1 protein-coding gene is annotated in these 418 nt (G+C 61.5%); it reads right to left on the reverse strand.

Annotated features, from left to right (window positions below):
- The coding region (locus tag ACPYOI_RS35990; protein ID WP_481424162.1) for a DDE-type integrase/transposase/recombinase at positions 1–418 on the reverse strand (418 nt) is incomplete at both ends.

The following is a 418-nucleotide window of genomic DNA, read 5'->3' on the forward strand; positions in this document are numbered from 1 at the left end:
CGAAGAACAGGCTCTCGTTCAATAGTTCGTCGCGCATCCGGCCGTTGAAGCTCTCGACATAGCCGTTCTGCATCGGCTTTCCGGGCGCGATGTAGTGCCACTCGACCTTGTGATCCTTCGACCAGGCGAGGATGGCATTCGATGTGAGTTCGGTGCCGTTGTCGGAGACAATGATTCCGGGCTTGCCGCGTCGTTCGATCAGCGTCGTCAGCTCCCGTGCGACGCGGCGGCCGGAGATCGAGGTGTCCGGGATTGCTGCCAGGCATTCGCGCGTCACATCATCGACGATGTTGAGCACGCGAAATCTCCTTCCGCAGGCGAACTGGTCGTGGACGAAATCCAGCGACCATCGGGCATTGGCCTTCGCTTCGACCAGAAGCGGCGCACGCGTGCCGACAGCACGGCGTCTGGCTTTGCG

It is taken from the genome of Rhizobium sp. SVR5-2C (genome assembly GCF_056755115.1).